We start from the raw sequence: 22,478 nt of genomic DNA, 5'->3' as shown, positions 1-22,478 counted from the left end.
ACCACTTTTGATCACCGAGGACAGCCCCATGAAGTTCGAAGGCACTCCCGCCTATGTCGCCACCGACGACCTCAAGCTGGCGGTCAATGCCGCGATCACCCTGCAACGACCCCTGCTGGTCAAGGGCGAGCCAGGCACTGGCAAAACCATGCTGGCCGAACAACTGGCCGAGTCCTTCGGCGCGCGCCTGATCACCTGGCACATCAAGTCCACCACCAAAGCCCACCAGGGGCTGTACGAGTACGATGCGGTCAGCCGCCTGCGCGACTCGCAACTGGGCGTGGACAAGGTCCACGATGTGCGCAACTACCTGAAGAAAGGCAAGCTGTGGGAGGCGTTCGAGGCGGACGAGCGGGTCATCCTGCTGATCGATGAAATCGACAAGGCCGACATCGAGTTCCCCAACGACCTGCTGCAGGAACTCGACAAGATGGAGTTCTATGTCTATGAGACCAACGAAACCATCAAGGCCCGTCACCGCCCGATCATCATCATTACCTCCAACAACGAAAAGGAGCTGCCCGACGCATTCCTGCGTCGCTGCTTCTTCCACTACATCGCCTTTCCCGACCGCACGACCCTGCAACGCATCGTCGACGTACACTACCCCGACATAAGGAAAACCCTGGTGGCCGAAGCCCTGGACGTGTTCTTCGACGTGCGCAAGGTGCCCGGCCTGAAAAAGAAGCCCTCCACCTCCGAGCTGGTCGACTGGCTCAAACTGCTGATGGCCGACAACATCGGCGAAGCCGTGCTGCGCGAACGTGATCCGACCAAGGCCATCCCACCGCTGGCCGGTGCACTGGTCAAGAACGAACAGGACGTGCAATTGCTCGAACGCCTGGCGTTCATGAGCCGACGCGGCAACCGCTGATCCTCCTTTTTCGACTGCGAGGGCGTGCGCCATGCTGCTCAACCTATTCAATGAAATGCGCGCGGCCAAAGTGCCGGTGTCGGTGCGTGAGCTGCTCGACCTGATCAATGCCCTGGAACATCGCGTGACGTTCGCCGACATGGACGAATTCTACTTTCTGGCGCGGGCGATACTGGTCAAGGACGAACGTCACTTCGACAAATTCGACCGGGCGTTTTCAGCCTATTTCAATGGCCTGCAGCACCTCGATCAACACCTCGAAGCACTGATCCCGGAAGAATGGCTGCGCAAGGAGTTCGAGCGCTCGTTGAGCGCCGAGGAACGTGCGCAGATCCAGTCCCTGGGCGGGCTGGACAAGCTGATCGAGGCCTTCAAGCAGCGCCTGGAGGAACAGAAAGGCCGGCATGCCGGCGGCAGCAAGTGGATCGGCACCGGCGGCACCAGTCCGTTCGGCTCGGGTGGCTATCACCCCGAAGGCATTCGCGTGGGCGATGCCGGCGAGCGCCAGGGCAAGGCGGTGAAGGTCTGGGATCAGCGCGAGTACCGCAACCTGGATGACAGCGTGGAACTGGGTACGCGCAACATCAAGGTGGCACTGCGTCGATTGCGCCAGTTTGCCCGGCAAGGGGCGGCCGAAGAGCTGGACATCGACGGCACCATCGACCACACCGCACGCGATGGCGGGCTGCTCAACATCCAGTTGCGTCCCGAGCGGCGCAACAACGTGAAGCTGTTGCTGCTGTTCGATATCGGCGGTTCGATGGACGCCCACGTCAAGGTCTGCGAAGAGTTGTTCTCGGCCTGCCGTACCGAGCTCAAGCACCTCGAGTATTTCTACTTCCACAACTGTGTCTACGAGACGGTCTGGAAGGACAACCAGCGTCGCAACGCCGAGCGCATCAGCACCCACGACCTGCTGCACAAGTACGGCCCCGACTACAAGGTGGTGTTTATCGGCGACGCCGCCATGGCTCCCTACGAGATCACCCATCCGGGCGGTAGCGTCGAGCATTGGAACGAAGAAGCGGGGTTGGTCTGGTTGCAGCGTTTCATGCAGACCTACCGCAAATTGATCTGGATCAATCCCTACCCCGAGAACACCTGGGGGTACACGGCGTCGACGCACATCATTCGCGATCTGGTGGAGCAGCGAATGTACCCGCTGACCCTGAGTGGCCTGGAAGACGGGATGCGCTACCTGGCCAAGTGAGAGGTGTTGCGTGAGGTCGTTCGCGGCCGCTGACCGCTCCTACGGTGAAGGTAGGAGCACGCTCTAGCGTTCGCGGCGTACCAGGGGCTCGGCCACGGGTTTGGCACGGCGGCGGCCGAACCACAGGGTCCAGCCGATGAACAGGATGATGCATTCCACCACCCAGGCCAGCACCAGGGCACAGGCGATGCCCCAGGCAATTGCCTCAGGCGCCAGCAGCACCTGATAGCTGTAGCCATTCAAGGTTTCCTGACGCAATTGCGGATCGGCCTGGGCCACCACATGCCAGGCTTTCGCATACCAGGGCCCTTGCAGCGCTTGCCACTCGCGTTCCAGCAACTGGTTGCGGGCCAGCAGCGCGCCGATGCTGGCGGCGTCGCTGCGGAACACCGGGTCTTCACTGGCACGGTAGTGCGCCACCAGCGCCTGCAGGTCGCCATTGAAGAAGCGCTGCGCGGTCTCGCTGAAACCACGCAGGCTCTGCTGCGCTTCGAGCCGATGGGCCTCGACCCGCTGGCTGTAGTCGTTGATCACGCCGGGTACTTGCACACCCACCAGCAAGCCGACGGCAAACAGCACAAGTCGCAGGTAGCTTCGCAGCATGAACGTCCTCTCAGTCAAAGGTGGCAGCGCCACGGTGGGGTATCAGGCAGGCTGCGCCTGCCCGGTGGCCACGCATTCGCCCTGGCGCCACAGGCCCCAGTTGCCGGGCGCGTAGCGGTTCCAGGTTTCGTTCTCGGTCAGCGGCTCGGTGGCGATCACCGTGACCACATCGTCGGGCGTGGTCTCGGCCTGGAAATCCACGATCACGTCCACGTCTTTGAGCCGGGCCGGACCGAAAGGTGCCCGCCGGGTAATGTGCACCAACTTTGTCGAGCAGAAGCAGAACAGCCAGTCGCCGTCACTGAGCAGGCAATTGAACACACCCTGGCCACGGTACTGCTCGCAGGCCTGCACGAGGATGGGCAACAGTCGCTCGAACTCGACCGGCTCGGGAAAGCATTCGCGGACGCGGTTGAGCAGGTCGCAGAACGCCGCTTCGCTGTCGGTATCACCCACGGGGCGGTAAAAATCGGCGCGCGGGTTGAACTCGGCCAGTTGGCCATTGTGGGCGAAGCACCAGTTGCGTCCCCACAGCTCACGCACGAAGGGATGGGTATTGGCCAGGCAGACCTTGCCGACGTTGGCCTGGCGAATGTGGCCGATGACCACTTCGCTCTTGATCGGATAGCGCTGCACCAGCTGCGCCACTTCCGACTCGCTGCTCGCGGTTGGGTCCTGGAACAGGCGCAGGCCACGGCCTTCATAGAAAGCGATGCCCCAGCCGTCGCGGTGCGGACCGGTGCGGCCGCCGCGCTGCATCAGGCCGGTGAAGCTGAAAACGATATCGGTCGGTACGTTGGCACTCATGCCCAGAAGTTCACACATGCACGGTACTCGAGACGATGGAACGTGGATTCAGATGCGCGGTTCGACCCGCAGGTTGTCCCGTGGCGGCGTGGGCACCGGACGTTCTTCGCGCGGCTCGATGGGCCGCGCAGCCGCGGCGGCATCGCCATCGTGCCGTGCGGCGTCTGCTTCAGCCTGCGCCAGGCGCCGGGCCTGGGCCTTGCGCAGGAACGGCAGGCGCACCAGAGCGAAAATCACGTAAACGCCCAAGGCAATCACTGCGGCCATGGTCAGGTCGGAAATCGCGCCCCAGGCACTGCCGCCCATCTTGAACAACAGCTCCAGGGCGCTGATCGCCACGGCCGGGGCCAGCAGGTCGCGGGCCGGGTCGACCACGGTGGGCGTCAGCAGCAGCACCACGCCGAGCAGGCGCAAGGGCTCGCGCAGGTAGCGCCACATCCAGCGGGTGATACGAAACCACACCAGAATGCAGCCCAGGGCGGCGAAGGCGTAGATACCCCAGGCGAGGAAATAGTCGTTCTCGGTCATGGTGTCCGTGGCATGGCAGGCAAATAGGCGCTTATGATAACGGCTTTTCGCCTGCCCGGCGCTGCTGTTGTCGTGCCCCGGGGCATGCACCGCCAGCACCCGCACCAAGAGAGCCGCTCATGTCCCAGCCTATCGTCGCCCCCATCGCACATGTCGCCCCCGGTGACGACCCCTACGCCTGGCTGCAGGTGCGCGACCGCGCCGACGTGCTCGACTACCTCAAGGCCGAGAACGCCTGGCAGGATGCACAACTGGCCGACCAGGCCGAGCTGCGCGAGCAATTGTTCGAGGAAATAAAGGGGCGCATCCGCGAAACCGACCTGTCCCTCGCCTCGCCGTGGGGGCCGTGGTTGTACTACACCCGCACCACGGCCGGCGACGAGTACCCGCGGCACTATCGCTGCGCACGCCCGGACGACGGCTCGACCCAGGTCGAGGAGCACTCAGAGCAGTTGCTGCTGGACCCTAACGTGCTGGCCAACGGTGGCTTCCTGTCGATGGGCGCGTTCAACATCAGCCCTGACCACCAGCGCCTGGCCTACAGCCTGGACACCAGTGGCGACGAGATCTACCGCCTGTTCGTCAAGGAGCTGGGCAACGATGCGGTGGTCGAGCTGCCTTTCGAGGATTGCGACGGCAGCATGACCTGGGCCAATGACAGCCAGACCCTGTTCTTCGGTGAACTGGACGAAACCCACCGCCCTCACCGGCTGCACCGCCACACCTTGGGCAGCGACGGCGCCGAGCAGGTATTCGAGGAGAACGACGGGCGCTTCTTCCTGCACTGCTACCGTTCCAGTTCGGAGCGCCAGCTGATCCTGCTGCTCAACAGCAAGACCACCAGCGAAGCCTGGGTGCTGGATGCCGACCAGCCTGCAGGGGATTTCACCTGCTTGGCGCCAAGGGTCGAGGACCATGAGTACTATCCGGATCACGGCCAACTCGACGGTGCCTGGACCTGGTTCATCCGCAGCAACCAGTCGGGCATCAACTTCGCCTTGTACCAGGCCGCCGACACGGGCGCGGCGCCGACTCGCGAGCAGTGGCGAACGCTGATCCCACACCGTGACGATGTGATGCTCGAAGGGGTGACCCTCAATGCCGCTGCCTTCACCTTGAGCCTGCGCGCGCGCGGCCTGCCGATCATCGAAGTCCATGCCCAGGGCCTGGCGCCCTACCCGGTGCAACTGCCGGATGCCGCATACAGCCTGTATGTCTCTGACAGCCTGGAGTTTGCCAGCGAGCAGATTCGCTTGCGCTACGAAGCCTTGAACCGGCCTGGCCAGGTTCGCCAACTGAACCTGAGCGACGGCGCCCAGGTGGTGCTCAAGCAGACCCCGGTGCTGGGTCGGTTCGACGCCGACGACTATGTCAGCCAGCGCCTCTGGGCCACCGCCGCAGACGGTACCCAGGTGCCGATCAGCCGGGTGGTGAAGAAGGCCTTCGCCGACCAGGCCACGCCGCTGTACCTGTACGGCTACGGCGCTTACGGCGAGAGCCTGGATCCGTGGTTTTCCCATGCGCGGTTGAGTTTGCTGGACCGCGGCATTGCCTTTGCCATCGCCCATGTGCGCGGCGGCGGCGAGTTGGGCGAGGCGTGGTATCGGGCTGGCAAGCAGGAACACAAAGGCAATACCTTCAGCGATTTCATCGCCTGTGCCGAATACTTGATCGAGCAAGGGCTGACGCGCGCCGAGCAGCTGGTCATCAGTGGCGGCAGCGCGGGCGGTTTGTTGATCGGCGCAGTGTTGAACCAGCGTCCGGAGCTGTTCCAGGCGGCGGTAGCGGAGGTGCCGTTCGTCGATGTGCTCAACACCATGCTGGACCCCGACCTGCCGCTGACCGTGACCGAATATGACGAGTGGGGCAACCCTCAGGACCCCGAGGTGCATGCGCGCATCAAGGCTTACGCGCCGTACGAGAACGTCACCGCGCAGGCGTATCCGCACCTGCTGGTGGTCGCCGGCTACAACGACAGCCGTGTGCAGTATTGGGAAGCCGCCAAGTGGGTAGCGCGCCTGCGCGCGTGCAAGACCGACGACAACCTGCTGCTGCTGAAGACCGAACTGGGTGCCGGTCACGGCGGCATGAGCGGCCGTTACCAGGGCCTGCGCGATGTGGCCCTGGAATATGCGTTCGTGCTCAAGGCCCTGGGCACACCCAAACAATCTTGATGTGGCGTGCCTGAAGGAACGCGGTGAGCCCGGACGCGGCTTGCGCCGCTGCTACAGGGTTCGCGGCGCATCGGATGCGGTGGGCCTGAAGGGACGCGGTGAACGCGGACGCGGCTTGCGCCGCTGCTACAAGGGCCGTGGCGTTGCAGGTGGCCTGTATCCCCCTGTAGCAGCGGCGCGAGCCGCGTCGGCGGAGAATGCGGTATGCCAGGGAAAACGCGATCAACCGCCGGGGGATTTAGGCTTGACCGGGGTTGGCGGCGTGTCCTGACGCTCCGGTTCGGGGACGTTCTCGGCCTTGGGTGGCGCAGGCAACGGTATGGGCGGCAGCAGCGGCGGCGAATTGCTCATGCCCTCGCCGCCATGGGTCGACGGCACGGTAACCTGTGGATAGGGGGTTGGCGTGGGTGTACCCGGCGACCCCGGGGGCAGCGACGAGGCCGATGCGACACCGGCACACAGGGCAACACATGCAAAGACCGATACACTGCGCAACTTCATTGAACACCCCCAAGGCCTGACTGCCTGTTCCGATGACACAGGCTACTACCATGGCACTACCTTGTCCTCCTTCCGAGATTGACCGATGAAACGCTTCGTACTGCTCGACACCACACCGATCCCCGACAACGGCGGTGCGCTCTGCCTGTTCGAGTACGGCGAAGACTTCGTCATCAAGATCCAGGGCGGTGACGGCGGGCAACTGATGAACACCCGCATGCACGGTTCCGAAGACGCCCTGGCCGAGATCCCCTGCCGCAAGGTGGCCGGGCGACCGAACTCGCGGGTGCTGATCGGCGGGTTGGGCATGGGTTTCACCCTGGCTTCGGCGCTCAAGCACCTGGGCAAGACCGCCGAGGTGGTGGTCGCCGAACTGGTCCCGGGCGTGGTCGAATGGAACCGCGGGCCGTTGGGCGAAAAAGCCGGCAACCCCCTGGCCGATCCGCGCACCGTCATCCGCCTGGAAGACGTGGCCAAGGTGCTGCAGGCCGAGCCGGCCGGTTTCGACGCGATCATGCTGGATGTGGACAATGGCCCCGAAGGCCTGACCCAGAAGGCCAATAGCTGGCTGTATTCGAGCGGTGGCCTGGCGGCCTGCGCGAAAGCCTTGAGGTCCAAGGGTGTTCTCGCCGTGTGGTCGGCAAGCGCCGACCGCCAGTTCAGCGACAAACTGCGCAAGGCCGGCTTCAAGGCCGAAGAAGTGCAGGTTTTCGCCCACGGTAACAAGGGCACCCGCCATACCATCTGGATCGCCCAGAAAATCTGAACCCACTGCGCCGCAGGAGCGGTCCGTGGCCGCGAAGGGCGCACCGCGGTCCGCCAGATGCGCCGCGGCGTCTGCTTCGCGGCTGATAACCGCTCCTACGATTACATGCGCCGCCCCTCGCTCCGCCGTAGGAGCGGTCCGTGGCCGCGAAGGGCGCAGCACGGTCCGCCAGATGCACTCCCATCTGTCCTACGAAGCCTGCAACCCTTTCACCTCCCCTTTGCAGAAGGGTCCGAGCTGCGAAGGGACGAATTGCTTTTACGATACCGCTGCCCCGTCGCAGCCCGACATTCCCACAACATCTTCCCGGTGCCACAACGCCAGGGAAGGCGTGGCTGCAGCTCCCATTGCGCATCCTGCCTGGAGAACCCAATGAACCGCCGCCGCCCCTTCCCGCTCCTGTCCCTGTATCTGGGCGTGACCACCGTACTGACCTGCAGCCCCGGCCTTCACGCCGACGGCATGATCCCGGAAACTTCGGTAGTCATCGTCTACGAAGGGCAAGCCGAAGCCGCCATCAAGGTCACCAACAGCGACCCGAGTCCGGCCCTGCTGCACGTCACGCTCGAACACATCCCCGAGGACAGCGCATCGCTGCTGTTCGTTACCCCTCCACTGTCGAGGGTCGAAGCCGGCGAGTCACAGCTGGTGCGCTTCATTCTGTCGAATCCAGAGCCGCTGACCACCCAGCGCCTGAAAAGGGTCATCTTCGAAGGCCTGGCCCAGGCCGGCCAACCCGGCAAACCGGGAGAGGCGCGAGTGTCGGTGAACGTACGGCAGAACCTGCCGGTGATCCTTCACCCCAAAGGCCTGGCAAGAAACGCCGAACCCTGGAAAGGCCTGCGCTGGTCCCTGCACGATGGGCACATGGTGGTCAGCAATCCCTCTCCCTATGTCGTGCGCATGGCCCAGGAGCTGCACAGCCTGCCCAGCCAGACGCCCTGGCAATTGCCGCGCAGCTACCTGTTGCCCGGTGACCGGCTGGTGCTCGCGAGCCATCCCTCGGCGGCCGCAGACAGTGAGGTTGTTTTCAGCCCCGCCACCGTCTACGGGTTTGCCGTAGCCCCCCAGCGAACAACCCTGCACAGAGCCTTGCCTTGATGGCAACGCAGCCCAGCCATGCCTGGCCGGCCTTGAGCCTGGCCTTGTGCACGGAGTGGGCGGTGGCGAGCACGTTCGACGACGAGACCCTGCGCCTGCGCGGCATCGATCCCAGCCTGGCGATCTATCTCGGGCAGACGGCGCGCTTCACCGAAGGCCTGCATGCCGTTCGCCTGTCGGTCAACGGTCAATCCAAAGGCATTGTCAACGCCCGATTCGACGGCGCCGGCGTCCTGTGCATCGACCAACCCGTGCGGGCGGCGGGCGAATTGCTCGGCACGGCGCAAAGCTGTTCCGACTTCGTCCGGCAATTTCCCGAAACCCTGATCGAGGCGCTGCCGCAAACCGGCGAAGTGAAACTGCTGGTGCCTGCACATGCCTTGCGCATCGCGCCGGCAGACCTCTCGGCGTTCACCCGTGGCGGCATCGCCGGCCTGCTCAACTACGATGCGCAAGGTCTGTATAACGAATTCGATGGCCAGCGCAGCCGGTTTCTGTCTGCCAATACCGAAGCGGGCATCAATGCGGGCGACTGGGTGCTGCGCAGTCGCCAGTTCTACAGCTCGGTGCAGGGCGCGGCCAGCTGGCAGCACCTGGAGGCCTACGCCCAGCGTACCTTCGGCGACCAACAGGCCATGCTGCAATTGGGCCAGATCAACCTGAGCAACGCCGTGATGGCCGGCGCGCAGGTCACAGGTGTCCAGTGGCTGAGCGAACCGGCCTTGAGCGAAGGCAATGGCGGGGCTCGTGTTCAGGGTATCGCCGCCACTCAGGCACGGGTCGATGTGCGGCAAGGCGGGGTGCTGATCTACTCGACAGTGGTGCCCGCCGGACCTTTCGAACTGACCCACATCGCGCAACTGGATCGACGCAGGGACGTGGACGTCACGGTGATCGAGGCCGGCGGCGAGCGCCGTACCTTTACCGTACTGGCCGCCACGCTGGGCCTGGACTTGCCTGCCCGTGGGTTTGCGCTGGGCATCGGCCAGCTCAGGGACAGTGGCCGCGATGTCGAGCAACCTTGGGTGTTGAGCGCCAGCGCCAGCTATCCACTGGCGCCTTCGACCAGTGTCAGCAGCGGCACCCTGCTTGCCCAGGACTACAGCGCCGGTGGCGCCGGGTTGAATCTGCAACCCTGGGACGGCTCGCGCCTGCAGGCCCTGGTGCAGCTTGCCCGGGCCCGTGAGCCGAGCAGTAGCGGATGGCTGGGTAGCTTGAGCCTGGATCAGCAGCTCAGCCAGAACTGGTCGGCCATGCTCAGCGCCAGCCGCCAGAGTGACGGCTACCGCGGGCTGATCGACAGCAGCTGGAAACAGCCCGTCGACTGGACCCGCCGGCTACACCATCAGTATGCCCTGGGCCTGGCATGGACTCATCCCTGGCTGGGCAACCTGGGCGGCACCTGGTCCAGCAGCACCGCTTTCGACGGCAGGCAATCCGGACGGGCGCAGCTTGACTGGGGCAAGCGGGTGGGCCACGTGTCGCTCACCGCCACCGGGCAATGGCAAATCACCAACAGCGGCGGGCTGGGCAACGCGCTGTACCTGAGCGCCAGCCTGCCCTTGCGCGATGGCTTGAACTGGCGGTCCACGGCGCGCCAGGATAGCCGCGGCATGCGTCTGGGCAGCGGCATGCAGGGCCGCCTGAGCGAGCACGTCCAGTACCGGGTGGCCGCCGAACGTGCCAGTCGCGATGGCGAGCTGACCTACAACGGCGGCGTCTCGCCGTTGACGCGGGCGGCCCAGCTGGACTTCGGCTACGCCGGCTATGGCCGTGGCAACCAAGGCTACAGCGCTGCGGCGCGGGGCGCAGTCATGCTGCACGACCAAGGCGTCACCCTTTCGCCCTACCCGCTGCAAGACACCTTCGGCCTGCTGAAGCTCGGCGATGTGGCCGGCGTGCAGATCGACACCCCCGGCGGCACGGTGTGGACCGACCGGCAGGGGCAGGCAGTCCTGCCGCAATTGGCGCCGTTCGGTCGCAGCAATGTACAGGTGGCCACGGCATCGCTGCCGCGCAACGTCGACGTGCAGCAGGGCGCAGCGACGATCCAGGCCGCACGCGGCGCGGTCCCGCGGGTCAGTTTCCCGGTGACGGTGACACGACGCGTGCTTTTGCAGGTACGCGATACCTCAGGTCGACGGCTGAAACGCGGCGCCGGGGTAACCGACGATCAGGGTCAACTGGTGACACTGGTTCAGCAAGATGGCGCGGTGTTCGTGCCCAATGTCTACAGCCACCCCCGGCTATGGAGCCGCACCGAGGATGATCAACCATGCGAGTTGGACTTCGAGCTGGCAGCACGCGCCGATGCCCAGGCGTATTTCGAAACGGCGACGGCACAGTGTCCAGCCCAGTGAAGGCCACAGTATGAACAGCTATCGATGGTCCGCCGCTCTGTTGATGATGACCCTGACCGTACCGACCTACACGTGGGCACAAGGCTGCAACCTGTCAGTTGGGCCCGGCGATGTCGATTTCGGGCAGTACAACCGCACCACTCTGCAGCCTGCAGCGGGTCGGCTGGCATTGCCGATCAGGCACCTGAACCTGAACCTGGTGTGTGAAGCCGAACAGAACCTCACGCTCGTTTACCGGGCCGCCGAGACCTCCACGCAGGGCTTCATGCTGGGTCGCTTGGGCGTCTACCAACTGAGCGTGCTGCAGGCATCGGTCGATGGCCAGCCTGTGCAGTGGGCGCAGCTAAACACTGCGCAGAGCCTTTCCAGCGGCACTTGGGTTGGTGTATTGAAAGATGATCGAGCCCTGCAGCCGGTACGCGCCGGCAGCGTCGTACGCGGCAGGCAGCTCACGGCACAGGTGGAAATCAGCGCCACGCTCGACGTATCCGTACGTGACTCGAAAGACGCACACACGTGGCAGGCCCACGGAGCCTTCGAGATCGCCGGGCAGCACCGCGAAGTGCACTTGCGAACCGGATTCGCACCGGCCGCCTGCAGGCCTGCCCTGAGCGACGGCGGCCGGGTCGACTTCGGCCGCATCAGCCAGGGACAACTGAATCGCGAAACCATTACCTCGTTCAGTCGGCAAACCGCGTTGCAGGTGGATTGCGATGCGGCGACTCGTTTTGCCCTGCGCGCGGTGGACAACCGCGCCGGCACGGTCGCCGCACGGTTGCCTGCGCCGTTGCCTGCGCTGTTCGGAATCGGTCGGGGCCACACTGGCTTGCCACTGGGCGGGTTTACCGTGCGCCTGGGCGCGGGAACCGGGCGCGACGGTACAACGTCCTCAGCACTGTCGGGGGACTGCGCTGCACAGGTATGGCACCAGGCTCCGGATATGCTGCTGCAGCATGATGGCCGACTCAGTGCGTTCAAACGGGTGCACAGCCCCGGCTCATTGCCCGGGGCCTGGCAGGGCCTGTCGATACCGCTGACCATCGACCTGCATCTGGCGCCTGCACGCCTGCTGGACCTGCGTCAGGAAACCCCCATTGATGGCTCGGCTACGCTGGAAATCATTTACCTCTAGCCGAGCCGAAGGTGGGCGGGTTCAAAGGGTTTGGCGGGTTCAAAGGTAGACCAGCTCCAGGGTAGCGGCGCCGTCCAGCGGGACCTCCTCGGTAAGGGTCAGACCCTGAGTCGGCGCGATCACAATCGAGGAGCTCAGCCCCAGCACAGCGTTCTTGATGGGGATCGGCCCGCTGGTTCTTCCCTGAGTGTCGGTGAAGCCGACCAGCAACCCATCGGCGCGTACGCTGCGCGGCTCGCTTTCAGACGACGACCAGCGCTTCGCGTCCCCTGTACCCACGGTCAGAAAAGCGGATTTTTCGTCGATTCGTGACCGTGCGGGCACGATGCGTAACAGATGCGCACCGATTTTTTCACCCGCTGCAGTGTGGCCCAAACCGTGATAGGTACGATGAGTGTCCGTCAACGCCGAGCTTGCACGATTGTCAATGGATCGAACGCCGTAAAGCATGGCCGCTTCACAGGTGATAGTCAGCGTAGCGTCCTTGGCGCGTGTGGCGAAGGACGTAGGCGTGGTCGCGTTGAGGTCGCGGGCGCTGATTTTGCCGTGATCGAACTCGGCACTGCTCAGCGTCGGCGTACAGCCGCCCGGAATGATCGAGCCCTTGACGGTGATATCCACCGAAGAGGCGGCCAAGACCGGTGTGAGTACGCTCATCATGATGAGGCCGAAGGCAAGACGGTTTAAAGAGTGCATGCAAAATCCTTTTCTTCACTGGGCAAGAGCGCCCGGTGGGTTCGAAGGATTCTGACCAAGACAACCAAAGCAACAAATGAGCAGTTCTACGCACATGCCGTGAGGATTAATGACCTCGGACGTAGGATTACGCCAGGAGTCCGTCTTGGGGGTCAGAGGTACACGACTTCCACGGTGACATGGCCGTCCAGCGGCACGGCATCGACCAATGTCAGGCCTCGCGCCGGCGCGATCATACCGTGAGCGCGAAGTCCCAATTGAGCCACTTTCACCGCCACCGCGCCGGTGTCGACGCCTGCCCGATCCACCAGCCCCAGCAACGCGCCGTGGGCAGGCAAGGCATGCGGCTGAGCGGTGGATGTGCTCCAGCGGCTGCCGTTGTGATCACCCAGGGTGAGAAACACAGGACGAGCGTCGATAGTGGATCGCGCGGGCACGATGTCCAGGTGATACGCACCAAGAGCTTCACCGGCCGCGGTATGGCCCATGCCCAGCCCACCGGCAAGCCCGGACGGGTAGGCGGAGCCTGCGCGATTGTCGATCAGGCGCAGTGCATAGAGGGAAGGTGAACCACAGCGCACTGTCAGCGTGGGTGCATGTTCGAGGAGCGGTGTGTGCCGATCATCATCGAGGTCGGCAGTGCTGAGGGTGCCGAAATGCAGGCTGCCAGTACTGATGCTTGGCGTGCACGCGCTGGGGACCAGTGTACCGGTCACTTGCACATCTACCGTCGACGCCGACAACGCTGGCATGGCAACGGCAAGCGCCAGGCTGGCGGCCCATGCAGAACGTAAGTTGCGCATGACTCGTATCCTCGCTGGCAGGTGAAGGAACCGGCGAACGACCGGCTTCACTGAAACCCTAGACCACCGGCTGTCGTCCACGCCAGAGGAAATTTCCCAAGCAAAGCGCGATCGTTCCCGGATCGCTTCGAGCTCTTCTTGCCGCCGCGCCCCGGTTTTTGCTTTAGACTGTCGCCCCTTTGCCGCCCCTGCTTTTGGAGTTTTCATGACGGCCGCCGCCGACCTTTCGCCCACGCTGCAGCTTGCCTGCGACCTGATCCGCCGCCCTTCGGTCACGCCTCTGGACGCCGATTGCCAAAAGCTGATGATGCAACGCCTGGGGCAGGCTGGCTTCGCGCTGGAGCCGATGCGCATCGAAGAGGTGGATAACTTCTGGGCCACCCACGGTACCCAGGACGGTCCGGTGCTGTGCTTCGCCGGGCATACCGACGTGGTGCCCACCGGCCCCACCCAGGCCTGGCAGATCGCCCCATTCGAGGCGGTGATCGACGAGCAGGGCATACTCCACGGGCGCGGCGCGGCCGACATGAAGGGCAGCCTGGCGGCCATGCTGGTGGCCGCCGAGCGCTTCGTCGGCGACCATCCCAACCACAGGGGCTCGGTGGCCTTCCTGATCACCAGCGACGAAGAAGGCCCGGCCCATCACGGCACCAAAGCGGTGGTCGAGCGCCTGGCTGCACGCAACGAGCGCCTGGACTGGTGCATCGTCGGCGAGCCGTCGAGCACCACCCTGGTCGGCGACGTAGTCAAGAACGGCCGACGCGGCTCGCTCGGTGCGACTCTGACCGTGCGCGGCGTGCAGGGCCATGTGGCGTATCCGCACCTGGCCCGCAACCCGATCCACCTGGTCGCCCCAGCCCTGGCCGAGCTCGCCGCCGAGCACTGGGACGACGGCAACGCCTTCTTCCCGCCAACCAGTTTCCAGGTGTCCAACCTCAACAGCGGCACGGGCGCCACCAACGTCATTCCCGGTGAACTGACGGCGGTGTTCAACTTCCGTTTCTCCACCGAGTCCACGGTCGAAGGCCTGCAGCAGCGCGTGGCCGCGATTCTCGACAAGCATGGCCTGGACTGGCACGTGGACTGGGCGCTGTCCGGCCTGCCGTTCCTGACCGAGCCCGGTGCGCTGCTGGACGCGGTGGCCGCGAGCATCAAGAACGTCACTGGGCGCGACACCCAGGCCTCCACCAGCGGCGGCACCTCCGACGGGCGCTTCATCGCCACCCTCGGCACCCAGGTGGTCGAGTTGGGCCCGGTCAACGCCACGATCCACCAGGTCAACGAACGAATCCTGGCCAGCGACCTCGATGTGCTGACCGAAATCTACTACCAGACCCTCGTCGAGTTACTCGCCTGATGCTCACCTGCCCCCTCTGCACTGCCATGCTGGCCAACGCCGACAACGGCATGGTCTGCCCCAGCGGTCACCGTTTCGACCGCGCGCGCCAGGGCTACCTGAATCTGCTGCCGGTGCAGCACAAGAACAGCCGCGACCCCGGCGACAACCAGGCCATGGTCGAGGCTCGCCGGGACTTCCTCAACGAAGGCCACTATGCGCCGGTGGCCCAGCGCCTGGCCGAGCTTGCAGCCGAGCGCTGGCCTCGGCGCTGGCTGGACATCGGCTGTGGCGAAGGGTACTACACCGAACAGATCGCCCAGGCGCTGCCGCGCGCCGACGGGTATGCCCTGGACATCTCCCGCGAGGCGGTCAAACGCGCCTGCAAGCGAGCGCCGTCGGTGCATTGGCTGGTGGCCAGCATGGCGCGTGTACCGCTTGCCGATGCCAGCTGCCAGTTCCTGACCAGCGTCTTCAGCCCGCTGGACTGGGACGAAGCCAAGCGCCTGCTGGCGCCGGGGGGTGGCCTGATGCGTGTGGGACCCACCAGCGGCCACCTGATGGAGCTGCGCGAACAGCTGTATGACGAGGTGCGCGACTACGTCGACGACAAACACCTGTTGCAGGTGCCCGAGGGCATGCAGCATGCCCACCATGAAACCCTGACCTTCAAGCTCAAGCTGATCGACGCGCAATCGCGCGCCAACCTGCTGGCGATGACGCCGCATGGCTGGCGCGCCAGCGCCGAGCGACGGACCGCGGTGATCGAACAGCCGCGGCCGTTCGTGGTCACGGTATCCATGCGCTACGATTACTTTGTGCGTCAAGACTGAGCGAGCCTACCCATGCGCCAACCCGATATCGAGATTTACCTCAAGGACGCCGACGTCGATCACAAGGCCATCGCCGCATGGCTCGGCCAGGCCCTGGGCCCCTGCAGCGACTGGCAGCAGAAAGGCCAGACCTGGAAGTGCCAGGCGGGCGACGTGCCGGTCACCTGGCTGCCCAAAGCGGTCGGCAAGTGGAACAGCCTGTACCTGGAGAGCGACGCCACGCCGTGGGACGACGACGTGGCCTGCGCCCGTGCAGCTTTCAAGGCCCTGAATGTAGAGGTGCGCTGTGCGCCTGGCAGCTGGGTGGAAGAAGAAGGCGAAGAGAATGCCGACCGCTGGATCCGTATCAGCGACGATGGCGAAGAGGAAATTACCTGGCGTACCAGTTGATACACCGCAGCGCGACGGTTCGCGGCCAGTGGCCGCTCCTGCGGAACCATTCGGGACCGCTGCGGGCAGGCCATGCAAAACCCCTGCAGGAGCGGCCAGTGGCCGCGAAAGAGCCCGTAGCCGCGCGAAGATATTCGCCGACACCCTGCATCACTTACCTCGGCAAAAGCCGGTAAAATAGCGTTTTCCCCCCAAGCCCTGGCCTATGACCCGCTCACCTCTGCACCGCCTCGTGTTCGGCACCTTGCGCCGCTTGTTGTACCTGTGGGTTCGGTCTGAAACCATCAACCAGTCCTCGTTCACCTTGAACCTGGATCGCAGCAGGCCCGTGCTGTACGCCTTGCAATCACCTTCGCTGGCCGACCTTGCCGTGGTCGACCGCGAATGCAGCAAAGCCGGCCTGCCACGCCCGGTGCTGCCCGTGGCCATCGGCGATCTCATGGAGCCCACGGCGGTGTTCTACCTGACCCCGGACCCTGACTGGCTGGGCCGGCAAGACAAGCGCGGCGCCCCGCCCACCCTGGCGCGGCTGGTCACGGCACTGGCACAGAACGCCGGCGAAGATGCGCAGATCATTCCGGTAAGCGTGTTCTGGGGCCAGTCGCCAGCGAGCGAATCCAGCCCCTGGAAGCTGCTGTTCGCCGACAGCTGGGCGGTTACCGGGCGCTTGCGCAAGCTGGTCAGCATTCTGATCCTGGGACGCAAGACCCGCGTACAGTTTTCCGAGCCAATCCACCTGGCCGAGCTGGTGCAGCAGAACAAGGGTCACGAGCGAACGGTGCGCATGGCCCAGCGCATCCTGCGTGTGCATTTTCGCAACCTGAAGACGGCAGTCATCGGCCCCGACATTTCCCACCGCCGCCATCTGGTCAAGGGTCTGGTGCGCGACCCACTGGTGCGCCAGGCCATTGCCGAAGAAGCCGAACGCGAGCACATCACCCTGGAAAAGGCCGAGGCCCGAGCGTTGCACTACGGCAACGAAATCGCCTCGGACTACACCTACACCGCCATCCGCTTCATGGAAGTGGTGCTCAGCTGGTTCTGGAACAAGATCTACGACGGCATCAAGGTCAACAACATCGACGGTGTGAAGGACGTTGCCCGTGGCAACGAGATCATCTATGTGCCATGCCATCGCAGCCACATCGACTACCTGCTGCTGTCTTACCTGCTGTTCAAGAACGGCCTGACGCCACCCCATGTTGCTGCCGGCATCAACCTCAATATGCCTGTGATCGGCAGCCTGCTGCGCCGAGGCGGGGCGTTTTTCATGCGCCGCACTTTCAAGGGCAATCCGCTGTACAGCGCCGTGTTCAACGAATACCTGCACACCCTGTTCACCAAGGGTTTTCCGGTGGAGTACTTCGTCGAAGGCGGGCGCTCGCGCACCGGACGCATGCTGCAACCCAAGACAGGCATGCTGGCCATCACCCTGCGTAGCTATCTGCGCTCCTCGCGTACGCCCATCGTCTTCGTACCGGTGTACATCGGCTACGAACGCGTGCTGGAAGGCCGTACCTACCTGGGCGAGCTGCGCGGCGCGGCGAAGAAGAAAGAGTCGATTCTGGACGTCTTCAAGGTCATCGGCGCACTCAAGCAGCGCTTTGGCCAAGTGGCGGTCAACTTCGGCGAGCCGATCAAGCTGCAGGCTTTTCTCGATGAACAGCAGCCTGGCTGGCGCGAGCAAGACCTGGCGCCGCAGTTCAAGCCCGACTGGCTGAACGAAACCACGCACCGCCTGAGTATCCGCGTGGCTCGCCACATGAACGAGGCCGCAGCCATCAACCCGGTAAACCTGGTGGCACTGGCACTGCTGTCGACCAGCAAGCTGGCTCTGGACGAACGGGCAATGGAACGGGTACTCGACCTGTACCTGACCCTGCTGCGCCAGGTGCCCTACTCGCCTCATACCACCGTTCCCACTGGCGATGCCCGCAGCCTGATCGCTCATGTCCAGGGCATGCAGCTGCTGTCCGAACAGAGCGATGCCCTGGGCAAAATCCTGTATCTGGACGAACAGCACGCGGTGCTGATGACCTATTACCGCAATAACGTGTTGCACATCTTCGCCCTGCCCGCGCTGCTTGCCAGCTTCTTCCAGAGCACTTCGCGCATGACCCGCGAGCAGATCCTGCGCTACGCCCATGCGCTGTACCCCTATCTGCAGGCCGAACTGTTCATCCGCTGGAACGCCGGGCAGCTCGACGAGGTGATTGACCAGTGGCTGCAAGCGCTGGTCGAACAAGGCCTGCTGCGCCTGGAAAACGGTGTGTACCTGCGCCCCGCGCCGAGTTCGCGGCAATTCGTGCTGCTGACCTTGTTGTCGCGTGCCATCGCGCAGACCCTGCAGCGTTTCTACATGGCCATCGCCCTGTTGCTCAATGCCGGGCAGAACACCCTCAGCGCCGAAGAACTGGAAAACCTGTGCACCACCATGGCCCAGCGCCTGTCGATCCTGCATGGCCTGAACGCCCCGGAGTTCTTCGACAAGAGCCTGTTCCGTCACTTCATTCAGACCCTTCTCGATCAAGGGGTACTGCGCCGCGATGCCCAAGGCAAGTTGAGCCACCACCCCATGCTCGATGAGCTGGCCGAAGGCGCTGCCAAACGGGTATTGCCCGCTGAAATACGCCTGTCGATCCGCCAGGTTGCGCTGCACCGCAGCGATGAGGCCGCCGATGGGCTGTGATCGACGACGGTCTTTGCCTATGCTTTTGCCTGACGGCCGAATTTGTAAATGGAGATAACCATGAAGCGCCTTTCACTGATCGTATTCAGCGCCCTCATCGGCGCCTGCAGCAGCATGCAGCCCGCACCCAAGGCCACGCTCGAGGGGGAGGCGTTCTATCTGCAGCGCATCGCCTTGCCGCCTTCGGCCGTATTGACCGTGAGCCTGCAGGACGTATCCCTGGCTGACGCCCCTGCGGTGGCCCTGGCCCGGCAGAGTGGCCCGATCACTGGCCAGGTGCCGCTGCCGTTCAAACTTGAATACGACCCGGCCCAGGTCAAGCCGGGGCATCGCTATTCGGTGAGTGCCCGCGTTGAAGCCGACGGGCACCTGCTGTTCGTCAGCACCCAGCATCACGGCGTGACGCTGGATGGCAAGGATGAGCAGCCGCTGCGTATCCGCATGGATGCCGCTTCGCGGTAGCCAGGGCTACGGCGGTGTTCAGAACCGATAGACGCTGCTCAATACCGCCGCACGACCATCACCGAACTCCACGGCCGAAGAACGGGTATCGCTGCCGATGACCGTGCGCACCCGCTCGACGTACTTCGTGTCGGTCAGGTTGCTCAGGTTCAGCTGCAGCTCGAGGTTGTCGGATGCCCGGTAGCCCAGCATCGCGTCGTGTACCCAGTAGGCATCGAGCTTGATTTGATCCTGGGACGTCAGGTTGCGTTTGCCGACGTGGCGGATGCCGTAGGCCAGGGTAATGTCGCTGGGAAGCTGGTAGGCGGTCCATAGATTGAAAGATCGGGGCGCCGTGTTTTTCAGTGCCTGACCTATGCGTTCGGGATTGGCCACCGACTTCAGTGTCTCGCTGCTTTGCAGGGTGTAGTTGGCGAACACGTGCCACTTCTCGCTCAATGCGCCCGTGGCTGCCAATTCCAACCCCTGCACGCGCTGCTTGCCGGCAAGCAAGTTGCTGCCGTCGCTCAAGCGCTCGCGCACGTTGTCCTTGACCACCCGGAACAGCGCGCCTTCCAGCTGCAGCCGCTCATCGAGCAATTGCCACTTGGTACCCAGTTCCCAAGTCTTGCCCTTCTCGGGTTCCAGGCTCTGGGTGCTGTCGGAAAGACCACCGCCGTAGGTCAGCAGGTTCTCGGCCGAAGGGTTGAACGAGGTGCCGTAGGCGACGTAGAAGCGGCCGTTCTCGGCGGGCTTGTAGACCAGGCCGGCACGTTGGCTGAACACGCCGTCGGTTGAGCCGGCCTGGGTCCGAACGCCGCTGGCCGAGCGATTACTGGCCTGGGCCCGCATGTGGTCGTAGCGCAGGCCCAGGCTGAGGTCCCACTGCTCGTCCAGGGCCAGGGTATCGAACACGTACAGGGCGCGATCTTCCATGCTGTTGTGCGCCACGCTGGTAGGCGATTTGACCTTCGGCCCGCTCCAGTAACCCGGCGGGTTGGCCAGATCGTAGCCGTTGGCTGGGTAGAAGGACTCCACGGCATAGCCCGAGGCCTTGCGGTCGTAGGTTTCGCGCGACAGTTCCGCGCCGACCACCAGGGTATGGCCCAGGCCGAAGGTATCGAAATGACCGGTCAGGCTGGTCTGGTTCATCGCCAGGCGGGTCTGCACGTCGCGCCGATAGGCTTGCGGCCCTGCCGGCAGGTAGCGTAGCGCCGGAAGCTTGGCCAGCCTGACATGGGAAGCGGACACGGTGGCATCGCGGTCAACCTGGCTGAGCCGGGCAAGGTTCTGCACGCTCCAGTCCGGGTTCAGGTCGTGCTCGTACTTGACCGTCAGGCTGTCGGTGTCGGTGCGGTCCTGGTCCAGGTTGCGCCAGCCGTAGTAGTGACTGGTCTTGACGCCCGGCAAGCGCTTGCCATCGCGTGCAGGCACGCCGTAGTCGGGCAGGTTGTCATCGCTCTGGTGGAAATAGCTGAGGGTCAGGCGCGTGTCGCTGCCGTGCCCGAACATCAGCGACGGCGCCAGGCCCCAGCGCTGCTGTTCGATGCGATCGCGCCCCGGCACGTGGTTCTCGTGAGCCATCAGATTGAGACGAAACAGGGTGCCGTCACCCAGGTCGTGCAACTGCTGATTGGTGTCCAGGGTCAGGCGGCGATAGCGATCGGTACCAACGCCGGCGCCCAGCTCGGTGAAGCTGTCGGCAACCGGCAGCTTGGTGATCAGGTTGATGGAGCCGCCGGTGGCGCTCGCGCCACCGAACACCGAACTGGGCCCCTTGATGACCTCGACCTGCTCCAGGTTGAACAGGTCGCTGCGGCTGGTCTGCGCAGAGTCGCGCAGGCCGTCGATCTGCAGGTTGGCATTGGCGCTGAAACCGCGGATGTTGATGCTGTCTCCCGACCCGCCGCCGCCCTCGCCCGCATTGAAGGAGATGCCGGAGACGTTGGACAGTGCCCGGCGCAGGCTCAGGGCATTCTGCTCGCGCATGATCTGGCGCGGGACAACGGTAACCGTTTGCGGCACGTCAAGCAGTGGCACGGCGTACTTGGCGGAAGCCGAACGCTCGACCTGGTAGGGTGGCGCGGCCTGCTTGCCGATCACGCTCAGCTTGTCGAGCACCAGCGATTCGGGCCCTTCGTGGGCATTGGCACCTGCGGCGCAACCGATCAACGCCAGGCCCAGCGCCGAACGGCGGGGCAATGTGCAAACTCCTGTAGAACGGTACATGTATACAGCCTCACTACAAATGAGACTTGATTCTATTTGAGCGCATCGGGCTAAAACCGGCTGGGAAAAAATCAGGACCGATCCTACGTACCCCCGGGCGCCGGGGGTCGTCCTGGCCTACAACCTGCGTCCATTCATCACGTCGGCTTCAGCGCTTTCTTCGGATAGATATCGTAGCGGCTGGACTTGCCTTCCAGCGCATGGCTCGGTTTGCAGCCCTCAATGCACGGCGCCTTGCGCGGTCGTTTGACCACTACCCGGTGGCTGGCCAGGGCCAGGGCGGCGGCCAGCAGGGCCGGCGCGTCCATGTCATCGCCCACCAGCGGCCGGAACAGGCGCATTTCCTTCTTCACCAACGCACTTTTTTCGCGATGGGGAAACATCGGATCCAGGTAGATCACCTGGGGCGCTTCGCCCTGCCACTGCTGCATGACCTCGATCGAGTTGCCCTGAAGCAGATGCATGCGTGCAACGATGGCGCCTACCTCCAGGTCACCCTGGGCACGGGCCAGTCCGTCCTCGAGCAGCGCGGCGATGATCGGCTGACGCTCTACCAGGCTCATCTCGCAGCCCAGGCTGGCCAACACGAACGCGTCCTTGCCCAAGCCGGCCGTGGCATCCAGTACCCGCGGGCGCACGCCAGGCTGCACGCCAACGGCCTTGGCGATCATCTGACCGCTGCCACCGCCGTACAGTCGTCGGTGAGCGACGGCGCCCTCGACGAAATCCACACGCACGGGCCCCGGCGCGTCCGCGCCCAGTTGTTGCAACTGCAGGCCGGTTTCGTCGACCTGCAGCACGAAATCGGCGTCGGGCAACTGGCGAGGCAGATGCAGACGTTGCGCCCATCGTTCGGCTTGCGGTTCGCAGGCGTCGTTCTGCGCCTGAACCTGGATGCGACCACCGGCTTGCTGCTCCACTGAAGATTCCTGTATCGAAAGGCTAAAAGATCGGCGCACGCCGCCGATAAGAACTTTGCCAGGCATTTTGCCAGAGCCCAAGCGT

General features: G+C 64.2%; 20 protein-coding genes. 12 read left to right on the top strand and 8 right to left on the bottom strand.

Going from position 1 to position 22,478, the window contains the following annotated elements; genetic code table 11:
* Positions 1-28 precede the first annotated feature (28 nt).
* Positions 29-874, top strand: a complete 846-nt coding sequence (locus H7993_RS17100) for an AAA family ATPase (protein ID WP_185795092.1) — start codon at positions 29-31, stop codon at positions 872-874.
* Positions 875-905: 31 nt separating this feature from the next.
* Positions 906-2,084 (top strand): vWA domain-containing protein, encoded by a 1,179-nt coding sequence (locus tag H7993_RS17095; RefSeq protein ID WP_185795091.1) that lies wholly within the window; start codon positions 906-908, stop codon positions 2,082-2,084.
* A 63-nt stretch (positions 2,085-2,147) separates the two neighbouring features.
* Here H7993_RS17095 and H7993_RS17090 read toward each other — a convergent pair whose 3' ends face one another.
* The 3 genes from H7993_RS17090 to H7993_RS17080 are packed head-to-tail and all read right to left on the bottom strand — an operon-like array spanning position 2,148 to position 4,022.
* A complete protein-coding gene (locus H7993_RS17090; protein ID WP_185795090.1) occupies positions 2,148-2,687 on the bottom strand; it encodes a DUF2937 family protein in 540 nt (179 codons plus the stop codon).
* Positions 2,688-2,729: 42 nt separating this feature from the next.
* The gene (locus tag H7993_RS17085) at positions 2,730-3,512 is read right to left on the bottom strand and encodes a class II glutamine amidotransferase (RefSeq protein WP_122474991.1); all 783 of its coding nucleotides are present in this window, start codon (positions 3,510-3,512) and stop codon (positions 2,730-2,732) included.
* Positions 3,513-3,542: 30 nt separating this feature from the next.
* Complete coding sequence (locus H7993_RS17080; RefSeq protein WP_240998649.1) at positions 3,543-4,022, bottom strand: MFS transporter; 480 nt, start codon at positions 4,020-4,022, stop codon at positions 3,543-3,545.
* A 119-nt stretch (positions 4,023-4,141) separates the two neighbouring features.
* On the opposite strand from H7993_RS17080, the gene H7993_RS17075 reads away from it, so the two are divergent.
* On the top strand, positions 4,142-6,196 hold the full coding sequence (locus H7993_RS17075) for a S9 family peptidase (protein ID WP_185795089.1): 2,055 nt from the start codon (positions 4,142-4,144) through the stop codon (positions 6,194-6,196).
* 222 nt (positions 6,197-6,418) lie between these two features.
* Here H7993_RS17075 and H7993_RS17070 read toward each other — a convergent pair whose 3' ends face one another.
* Entirely contained in the window at positions 6,419-6,697 is a 279-nt protein-coding gene (locus H7993_RS17070) for a hypothetical protein (protein ID WP_082484675.1), read from the bottom strand.
* Positions 6,698-6,782: 85 nt separating this feature from the next.
* Here H7993_RS17070 and H7993_RS17065 point away from each other — a divergent pair, with 85 nt between their 5' ends.
* The 4 genes from H7993_RS17065 to H7993_RS17050 all read left to right on the top strand — a co-directional run bounded on the left by H7993_RS17065 (position 6,783) and on the right by H7993_RS17050 (position 12,056).
* Complete coding sequence (locus tag H7993_RS17065) at positions 6,783-7,463, top strand: spermidine synthase (protein ID WP_122714304.1); 681 nt, start codon at positions 6,783-6,785, stop codon at positions 7,461-7,463.
* Positions 7,464-7,835: 372 nt separating this feature from the next.
* On the top strand, positions 7,836-8,564 hold the full coding sequence (locus H7993_RS17060; RefSeq protein WP_185795088.1) for a fimbria/pilus chaperone family protein: 729 nt from the start codon (positions 7,836-7,838) through the stop codon (positions 8,562-8,564).
* Complete coding sequence (locus H7993_RS17055; protein ID WP_185795087.1) at positions 8,564-10,924, top strand: fimbria/pilus outer membrane usher protein; 2,361 nt, start codon at positions 8,564-8,566, stop codon at positions 10,922-10,924. Before H7993_RS17060 ends, H7993_RS17055 begins: the two co-directional genes overlap by 1 nt.
* 10 nt (positions 10,925-10,934) lie before the next feature.
* Positions 10,935-12,056, top strand: coding sequence for a DUF1120 domain-containing protein (locus H7993_RS17050; protein ID WP_185795086.1), 1,122 nt, complete (start codon positions 10,935-10,937; stop codon positions 12,054-12,056).
* Between the two features lie 39 nt (positions 12,057-12,095).
* Here H7993_RS17050 and H7993_RS17045 read toward each other — a convergent pair whose 3' ends face one another.
* Together H7993_RS17045 and H7993_RS17040 are read right to left on the bottom strand one after the other, a co-directional pair.
* On the bottom strand, positions 12,096-12,752 hold the full coding sequence (locus tag H7993_RS17045; protein ID WP_185795085.1) for a DUF1120 domain-containing protein: 657 nt from the start codon (positions 12,750-12,752) through the stop codon (positions 12,096-12,098).
* A gap of 152 nt (positions 12,753-12,904) precedes the next feature.
* Positions 12,905-13,555 carry a DUF1120 domain-containing protein gene (locus H7993_RS17040; protein ID WP_185795084.1) on the bottom strand — a complete coding sequence of 217 codons (651 nt, stop codon included), beginning with the start codon at positions 13,553-13,555 and terminating at the stop codon, positions 12,905-12,907.
* A gap of 205 nt (positions 13,556-13,760) precedes the next feature.
* Here H7993_RS17040 and dapE point away from each other — a divergent pair, with 205 nt between their 5' ends.
* From dapE to H7993_RS17015, 5 genes are all read left to right on the top strand, one after another.
* Positions 13,761-14,912: a succinyl-diaminopimelate desuccinylase gene (gene dapE, locus H7993_RS17035; RefSeq protein ID WP_185795083.1), complete on the top strand. Its 1,152-nt coding sequence runs from the start codon at positions 13,761-13,763 to the stop codon at positions 14,910-14,912.
* Entirely contained in the window at positions 14,912-15,724 is an 813-nt protein-coding gene (locus tag H7993_RS17030) for a putative RNA methyltransferase (protein WP_122475015.1), read from the top strand. The genes dapE and H7993_RS17030 overlap by 1 nt, the downstream gene beginning before the upstream one ends.
* 12 nt (positions 15,725-15,736) lie before the next feature.
* The gene (locus H7993_RS17025; RefSeq protein ID WP_122475016.1) at positions 15,737-16,114 is read left to right on the top strand and encodes a hypothetical protein; all 378 of its coding nucleotides are present in this window, start codon (positions 15,737-15,739) and stop codon (positions 16,112-16,114) included.
* 205 nt (positions 16,115-16,319) lie between these two features.
* Positions 16,320-18,803, top strand: coding sequence for a glycerol-3-phosphate 1-O-acyltransferase PlsB (plsB, locus tag H7993_RS17020; protein ID WP_122475018.1), 2,484 nt, complete (start codon positions 16,320-16,322; stop codon positions 18,801-18,803).
* A 60-nt stretch (positions 18,804-18,863) separates the two neighbouring features.
* The gene (locus H7993_RS17015; RefSeq protein ID WP_122475020.1) at positions 18,864-19,265 is read left to right on the top strand and encodes a YbaY family lipoprotein; all 402 of its coding nucleotides are present in this window, start codon (positions 18,864-18,866) and stop codon (positions 19,263-19,265) included.
* A gap of 18 nt (positions 19,266-19,283) precedes the next feature.
* Here the strand turns inward: H7993_RS17015 and H7993_RS17010 are convergent, their stop codons facing one another.
* Together H7993_RS17010 and H7993_RS17005 are read right to left on the bottom strand one after the other, a co-directional pair.
* Positions 19,284-21,473 (bottom strand): TonB-dependent receptor, encoded by a 2,190-nt coding sequence (locus H7993_RS17010; RefSeq protein ID WP_185795082.1) that lies wholly within the window; start codon positions 21,471-21,473, stop codon positions 19,284-19,286.
* 137 nt (positions 21,474-21,610) lie between these two features.
* Positions 21,611-22,393 (bottom strand): class I SAM-dependent methyltransferase, encoded by a 783-nt coding sequence (locus H7993_RS17005; RefSeq protein WP_342345055.1) that lies wholly within the window; start codon positions 22,391-22,393, stop codon positions 21,611-21,613.
* Positions 22,394-22,478 lie beyond the last annotated feature (85 nt).

This window comes from Pseudomonas baltica, from assembly GCF_014235765.1.
GTDB classification, from domain to species: domain Bacteria; phylum Pseudomonadota; class Gammaproteobacteria; order Pseudomonadales; family Pseudomonadaceae; genus Aquipseudomonas; species Aquipseudomonas baltica.
This window is presented reverse-complemented; position numbering and strand designations above follow the sequence as displayed.